At 69.7% G+C, this 5132-nt stretch carries 6 protein-coding genes; all 6 read right to left on the bottom strand.

Features of this window, described 5'->3' with window-relative positions; genetic code table 11:
- Positions 1-966, bottom strand: a 966-nt coding sequence (locus tag ACIPIA_RS10080) for a thymidine phosphorylase (protein WP_400509081.1), incomplete at its 3' end; no start/stop codon positions are given.
- A complete protein-coding gene (gene deoC / locus ACIPIA_RS10075; RefSeq protein ID WP_400509079.1) occupies positions 967-1728 on the bottom strand; it encodes a deoxyribose-phosphate aldolase in 762 nt (253 codons plus the stop codon).
- Between the two features lie 3 nt (positions 1729-1731).
- Entirely contained in the window at positions 1732-2541 is an 810-nt protein-coding gene (locus ACIPIA_RS10070; RefSeq protein ID WP_400509077.1) for a purine-nucleoside phosphorylase, read from the bottom strand.
- A 38-nt stretch (positions 2542-2579) separates the two neighbouring features.
- Positions 2580-2981: a cytidine deaminase gene (locus ACIPIA_RS10065; protein ID WP_400509083.1), complete on the bottom strand. Its 402-nt coding sequence runs from the start codon at positions 2979-2981 to the stop codon at positions 2580-2582.
- Between the two features lie 10 nt (positions 2982-2991).
- Positions 2992-3966, bottom strand: coding sequence for an ABC transporter permease (locus tag ACIPIA_RS10060; protein ID WP_400509075.1), 975 nt, complete (start codon positions 3964-3966; stop codon positions 2992-2994).
- Positions 3966-5069 (bottom strand): ABC transporter permease, encoded by a 1104-nt coding sequence (locus ACIPIA_RS10055; RefSeq protein ID WP_400509073.1) that lies wholly within the window; start codon positions 5067-5069, stop codon positions 3966-3968. The genes ACIPIA_RS10060 and ACIPIA_RS10055 overlap by 1 nt, the downstream gene beginning before the upstream one ends.
- Positions 5070-5132: the final 63 nt, after the last annotated feature.

Genomic DNA, 5132 nt, shown 5'->3' with positions numbered 1-5132 from the left:
CGCCGGACCGCCGAGCGCCGTCACCATCCTTGCGAAGCGCTCGGCCGCCGCGCCGGATGCGAAGGCGGCTTCGATCTTCGCGCGCGCCGTGTCCGGATCGGAGGCGAGCCCGCCCAGCAGCAGCATCTCGGCGCCGAGCGCGACGGTGACCTCGTGGAAGCGCGGCTCGCGCCTGCGGCCGGTGAGATGGTCGAGCGCATAGGCGACCTCGAGCGCATTGCCGGCGACCGAGGCGAGCGGCTCGTCCATGTCGGTCAGGAGGGCGGTCGTCGGCAGGCCGGAACCGTTGGCGACACCGACCAGAGCCTGCGCCAGCGCCTGCGCCCTGGCGTAATCAGGCAGGAAGGCGCCGGAGCCGAACTTCACGTCCATGGCGAGGCCATGAAGGCCGGCGGCGAGCTTCTTCGACAGGATCGAGGAAACCAGCAGCGGAATCGTCTCCACGGTCGCGGTGACGTCGCGAATGGCATAGAGCCGCTTGTCCGCCGGCGCGAGATCGGCGGTCTGGCCGATGATGGCGCAGCCGACCTCGCGCACGACCTCGCGGAACAGGCCGATCCCCGGCTGCGTCACATAGCCCGGCACGGCGTCTAGCTTGTCCAGCGTCCCGCCGGTATGGCCGAGGCCGCGCCCGGAGATCATCGGCACATGGCCGCCGCAGGCGGCGACCGCCGCCGCCAGCGGCAGGCTCACCGTGTCACCGACACCGCCGGTCGAATGCTTGTCCAGCGCCGGGCCAGGCAGGTCGTCCCAGCGCAGCACCGTGCCGGAGTCGCGCATCGCAAGCGTGAGCGCGACGCGCTCCTTCTCGTTCATGCCATTGAAGAAGACCGCCATGGCGAAGGCGGCCGCCTGCCCTTCGCTGACCGTGCCGTCGGTCAGCCCGGCGATGATCTGGCGGATATCGGCATCGGCCAATTCCGCACCATCGCGCTTGGCGGCAATGATCTCCTGGGTCAGGCGCATTCAGTAACTCCCGCGCGGCGGCGTGTCGGGCGCGCTGCCATCGATTGCCGCGACGAGCGCGGTGTAGAGGCCACTGGCACCGAAACGGAAGGTCGAGGGCGAGGCCCAGCCCGGGCCCATCGTCGCGTCGGCAAGGTCTAGATAGGCCTTCGCATCGGCGAGCGTGCGGATGCCGCCGGAGGGCTTCAGCCCGATCGGCCGATCCGTCATCGCGATGACGCCGAGCATCACGCGCACGGCGGGAATGCTCGCGGCGTGCGCGGTCTTGCCCGTCGAGGTCTTGATGAAATCGGCGCCGGCCGCGACGGCGAGTTCGGAGGCGATCCTCACCTTGTCGAGATCGGGGTACTCGCCGGTCTCGAGAATGACCTTCAGCAGCCTTTCGCCGCAGTGCATCTTGACGTTGCGGACCATCGCCGCCGCCGCCGTCGTCTCCCCGCCGAGCAGGGAGCGCCAGGGCAGGACGAGATCGATCTCGTCCGCACCGGCCTCAAGTGCGCCCTCGGTCTCCCGGATCACCGGCGCGATCGGTGTATCGCCGTCCGGGAAGTTCACCACCGTCGCAATACGCACGTCGCTGCCCGCCAGCGCCTCGCGCGCTGTTGCGACGAAACGCGGCCAGAGGCAGACCGCAGCGACCGGCACGGGGCCGGAGACGGCGCGCCGGCACAGGTCGCGGGCGCCCTCCGCCGTCGCATCGTCGGCGAGATCGGTCAGGTCGAGCAGGCCAAGCGCACGCCTGGCGATAGCAGCCTCGGACATGGCTCAAAGCTCCGAAAGGAAGGCGCGTAGCAGGCGCCGCAGGGCCGTCGACGCCACGGCAGCGACATCGCGCGTCTCGGTATGATGCGGTGCGCCGCCATGCATTCCGGCGCCCATGTTCGTGACGACGGACAGCCCGGCGACACGGATGCCGTGGCGCCGTGCGAGAATGACCTCCGGCACGGTCGACATGCCGACGAGATCGGCGCCGAGCAGCTTCGCCATGCGGATCTCGGCAGGCGTCTCGAAGCTCGGGCCTGTGAACCACATGTAGACACCCTCGCCAAGCGGTACCGCGACCTTCTGCGCCGCGCGCTTCAGCCGGCCGCGCAGATGCGGGTCGTAGGCATCGAGCATCGGCACGAAGCGGCCGTCGCCGGCGTCGCCGACCAGCGGGTTCGGCCCGTTGAGGTTGATATGGTCGGTGATCAGGGCGAGGCTTCCCGGCCGCATCTCCGGCGATAGCGAGCCCGCGGCATTGGTCAGGATCAAAGGCGGCGAGCCGAATGCGGTCAGCAGGCCGAGCGGCACGCGCATCACGGCGGGATCGCCGCCTTCATAGTAATGCGCGCGGCCTTGATAGATCATCACCTTCCGGCCATGCAGCGTGCCATAGCAGAGCTGGCGCGCGTGCCCCGAGACCTCGCCATGCGGAAAGCCGGGCAGCTCCGCATAGGGAATGCGGATCGCATCCTGCACGTCGTCGGCGATGGCGCCGAGGCCGGTGCCGAGCACCAGCGCGCAATCGATCGTGTCTATGCCGCGCTCGGCGAGCGCGGACGCAGCTTCATCGAAGGCCGGGTCGGCCGCCATCGGATCGTCTCCTCGGCCACCGAAGCGGCCCCTGCAAATCACCGCGGCAAATTGGCCGGTCCGAAGGAGGCTGGCAACAGCTCCGCCATCGTGAAACGCGCCCGGATGCCTTCGGGTCCGGCGACCGCGACCGGCGTGTCCGGCGCCGCGAATTCGCGCATGCGCTGGCGGCAGGCTCCGCAGGGCGTGACGAGCTCCGCGCCCTCGCCGAAAACGAGAACGGCGCGGATCGCCCGCGCCCCGCCCGCGATCATCGCGGCGATCGCGCCGGCTTCGGCGCAGGTCCCGACCGGGTAGGCCGCATTCTCGACATTGCAGCCGGCGTAGACGGCGCCGTCATCGGCGAGCAGCGCAGATCCGACCTTGAAGCGCGAATAGGGCGCATAGGCGCGCGGCTGGATCGCCGCCGCAGCGGCAAAGAGGGCATCGAATTCGGGCATGGCCGGCACGTCAGCGTTCCTTGACATAGGGCAGGCCGGAGGCCTTGGGCGGCGTCGCCTTGCCGATGAAGCCGGCGAGCAGGACGATGGTCATCAGATAGGGCAAGGCCTGGATCGCTTCCACCGGAACCAACCCGATGCCTGGCAGCGTCACGCCCTGCAGGCGGATTGCGATGGCGTCGAGCAGGCCGAACAGCAGGCAGGCGCCGAGCGCCGGCCAGGGGCGCCAATTGGCAAAGATCACGGCGGCCAGCGCCATGAAGCCGCGTCCGGCCGTCATGTGCGGCAGGAAACCGGCCGATTGGGCTGCGGCGAGATAGGTGCCGCCGATGCCGCAGAGCACGCCGCAGATCGCGACGGCGCCATAGCGCAACCCGGCGACCGAAATGCCGGCCGTATCGACCGCTGCAGGGTTCTCGCCGACGGCGCGGATGCGCAGGCCGAAGCGTGTCCGCGCCAGCACGAAGACGGTGACGAGAACGCAGAGGAAGGCGAGATAGGCCGGGACGGAATGCCCGGAGACGACCTCGTCATAGATCAGGCCGACCACCGGGATATGCTCGCGAGCCCAGCGCGCGAAGGGCAGCGACAGCTCGCCGAAGCGGGCCGTGCCTTCGAGAGAGGGCGTGCGCCCGCCCTGTCCGAACCAGGCATTGCCGAGGACGACGGTGAGCCCTGCCGCCAGCATGTTGATGGCGACACCGGAGACGATCTGGTTGCCGCGCCAGGTGATGGAGGCAAAGCCATAGACGAGCGACAGCACCACCGCCGCAAGAATTCCCGCGCCGAGCCCGATCCAGGCCGAGCCGCTGACGAAAGCCGCCGTCGCGGAGGCGAAGGCCGCGATCAGCATCTTGCCCTCGAGGCCGATATCGACGACGCCGGCCCGCTCTGACCACAGGCCGGCCATCGCCGCACAGATCAGCGGGACCGACAGCCGGATCGTCGAATCGAGCACGACGGCAAGCGTCTGGACCCAGTCCATCAGGCGCCCCCTCTGCCGAGATGCAGAGCGCTCGCGACCAGCCGCCGGAAGAGGCCGTCGAGCGCGCCGGCAAACAGGATGAGCACGCCGCCGATCACCACGACCATGTCCCGGGTGATCGTCGGCTTGTCGAAGGAGAGCTCCGCCCCACCCTGGTAGAGCACGCCGAACAGCAGCGCCGCGAGCGCGACGCCGACGGGGTGGCCGCGCCCCATCAGTGCCACCGCGATGCCGACGAAGCCGTAGCCGGCCGTGAAATCGAGCACCAGCCGGTGCTGCACGCCGAGCGCCTCGTTGACCGCGAGGCCGCCGGCGAGCGCCCCGGAGATCGCCATCGCGATCATGGTGACGGCGGCTGGCGAGATGCCGGCATAGGCGGCGGCGCGCGGATTGGCCCCGACTGTGCGCATCGCATAGCCCAGGCGCGAGCGATAGATCAGCAGCCAGACCGCGACCAGCGCCATCAGCGCGAGCAGGAAGGCGCTGTTGAGCGGGGTCGAAGGCAGGTTCAAGCCGAGCGGGGCGAGAAGCTGATGCATCGGCGTCAACACGGCCTGCGCCGGGAAATCCGGCGTCTCCGGCTGCATCGAGCCGGGTTTCCCGATGACTTCGCGCAGCAGGTAGACGATCAGCGTCGCCGCAACGAAGTTCAGCATGATCGTGGTGATGACGACATGGCTGCCGCGCCTGGCCTGAAGCCAGCCGGGGATGAAGGCCCAGGCCGCGCCGCCCGCGGCAGCCGCGAGCACTGCGAGCGGCACGGCGAGAACCCCGGGTGCCCAGGACAAGGCAAGGCAGGCCACCGCCATCGCGATGCCGGCCGCGGTCGCCTGTCCCTCGCCGCCGATGTTGAACAGGCCGGCATGGAAGGCGACCGCGACGGCGAGGCCGGTGAAGATGAAGTTGGTCGCATAGTAGAGCGTGAAGCCGATGCCCTCGGCACTGCCGAGCGCGCCGCGCAGCAACAGCGCAGTGGCCTCCAGCGGATTCTCGCCGATGCCGATGACGACCAGACCTGCGACGAGCAGCGCGGCCGCGACCGAGACCAGGGGCACCAGCGCGACATCGGCCCAGCGTGGCAGCTCGACGGGGGCGGCGCTCATCCGGCGAGCGTCACGTTGCCGGCAGGGTCGAGCGGAAAGAATGGGTTGTGGGCGAGTTCCCAG

The organism is Allobosea sp. CER48 (genome assembly GCF_044752385.1).
GTDB lineage: Bacteria > Pseudomonadota > Alphaproteobacteria > Rhizobiales > Beijerinckiaceae > Allobosea.
This window is presented reverse-complemented; position numbering and strand designations above follow the sequence as displayed.

Excerpts from the sequence above, each read along its gene's own strand:
- deoC (WP_400509079.1), bottom strand. The coding sequence starts at position 1,728 with ATGTCCGAGGCTGCTATCGCCAGGCGTGCGCTTGGCCTGCTCGACCTG.
- ACIPIA_RS10070 (WP_400509077.1), bottom strand. The coding sequence starts at position 2,541 with ATGGCGGCCGACCCGGCCTTCGATGAAGCTGCGTCCGCGCTCGCCGAG.
- ACIPIA_RS10065 (WP_400509083.1), bottom strand. The coding sequence starts at position 2,981 with ATGCCCGAATTCGATGCCCTCTTTGCCGCTGCGGCGGCGATCCAGCCG.
- ACIPIA_RS10060 (WP_400509075.1), bottom strand. The coding sequence starts at position 3,966 with ATGGACTGGGTCCAGACGCTTGCCGTCGTGCTCGATTCGACGATCCGG.
- ACIPIA_RS10055 (WP_400509073.1), bottom strand. The coding sequence starts at position 5,069 with ATGAGCGCCGCCCCCGTCGAGCTGCCACGCTGGGCCGATGTCGCGCTG.